Source organism: Ruegeria sp. AB8 (assembly GCF_056542605.1).
Genome location: NZ_JBQGAB010000089.1, coordinates 1 through 1,375, shown reverse-complemented (window position 1 = coordinate 1,375; position 1,375 = coordinate 1). Strand labels below are relative to the sequence as shown.

General features: G+C 52.9%; 3 protein-coding genes. All 3 read right to left on the bottom strand.

Annotation, left to right across the window (positions count from 1 at the left end):
- Positions 1-303 precede the first annotated feature (303 nt).
- Positions 304-768, bottom strand: coding sequence for a CoA-binding protein (locus ACR0CG_RS23840; RefSeq protein WP_480527982.1), 465 nt, complete (start codon positions 766-768; stop codon positions 304-306).
- A 3-nt stretch (positions 769-771) separates the two neighbouring features.
- Positions 772-1,131, bottom strand: coding sequence for a 2Fe-2S iron-sulfur cluster-binding protein (locus tag ACR0CG_RS23835; RefSeq protein ID WP_480431177.1), 360 nt, complete (start codon positions 1,129-1,131; stop codon positions 772-774).
- A 2-nt stretch (positions 1,132-1,133) separates the two neighbouring features.
- A partial coding sequence (locus ACR0CG_RS23830) for a selenium-binding protein SBP56-related protein (RefSeq protein WP_480527612.1) occupies positions 1,134-1,375 on the bottom strand: 242 nt, incomplete at its 5' end.

Here is a 1,375-nt window from a genome sequence, read left to right as displayed (position 1 = left end):
CGCGCAGACAGGCCGGACACATGACTGCTTCTGACAAATGCGCAAATCAGATCAAAAATGTCTTGCTAGGAAGGAGCCATCCACACATGCCGTTCGCCGCTGCGCGGCGCTGAGACGTAGCCTGAATATCCGGTTCGCGGACAACGTGGCCGTTGGTTCTATAAACAAAACTGCCATTCTTGGGTTTAGAGTACGCGGATTTCGAAAAGCGGGCAGGATTACGTGTCTTCTCTTCCGCAAGCACAATATCTCAACTGGCACTCTTATTGGATGCTGAGGAGGCCGCTACCAATCGAATTTCCATCATATCTTTAGGTCCAGGCGCGGCTTCCAAAACGGGCGGAAGAGTTCAATCTTGGGGCATCGGTTCATCACGACTTTAAGGCCCGCCGCTTCGGCGAGTTGCGCTGCTTTGTCGTCGTACACACCGATTTGACCCCAAAGAACTTTTGCCCCGATTGCGATAGCCTTCTCGGCAAAGGCATATAACTCTTCCTTCGGGCGAAAAACGTCTACCATATCAACATGTTTGTCGATCTCTTCCAGCGAGTGGTAGACCTTGAGCCCCCTAATTTCCGAAACATTCGGGTTAGGATTCACCGGTAGAATATCATAGCCGATTTCACTCAGCTGTCGCAGAACGCCATAGCTGAATTTCGTTTTGTCCGCGCTAGCCCCCACCATTGCAACGGTTTTAACCGACTGCAGGATGTCGGCGAGGTATTTGGGGTCGTAATCATAGATGCGGTCGATATCTGCTTCGGGCATCGGTTAACCTTCCTTCGGCGTCGCAATGTCAGCCTTGAGTTCGTGGGGTTTGAGAGGGTCGAGAAACGGATTGCGGTACAGCTTGTCATGGCTCTCGACCCCGATCTCAAGCGTGATGTCGGATGTCGGACGTGCCACGCAAAGGATCACATAGCCGTTCGCGATTTGCCGATTATTCAGCGCAACCTGTCGGCGTTGATCGATCGCGCCACTCTGTAGTTTTGCCGCGCAGGTAATGCAGCCGCCATACTTGCACCCAAAAGGCAAGTCGACGCCCTGTTCTCTCAGCGTTTCCAGAAGTGGACGCCGCGCATCCACACAGTATTGCGCGCCATCCCTGTTCGCGATCGTCACGGTATACATAATCATAGCCAGATGTCGCTTGTGCAATCACCGCCAGGATACCGGCTCTCGTGACAGCGCGATGGACCATTCGGTTCTTTGCCAAAGTCCACAATGAAATCCTCGTTGATCTTCATACCACCGTTTTCAGGGTCGCAATCGATCATCACCATAACCCCGCCCTTTTCGCGGATCTCGGGATAGAACTGGTTATCCCAAGTCGAGAACAGCGAGGTCGTGACATAAAGCCTTCGTCCGTCGAGAG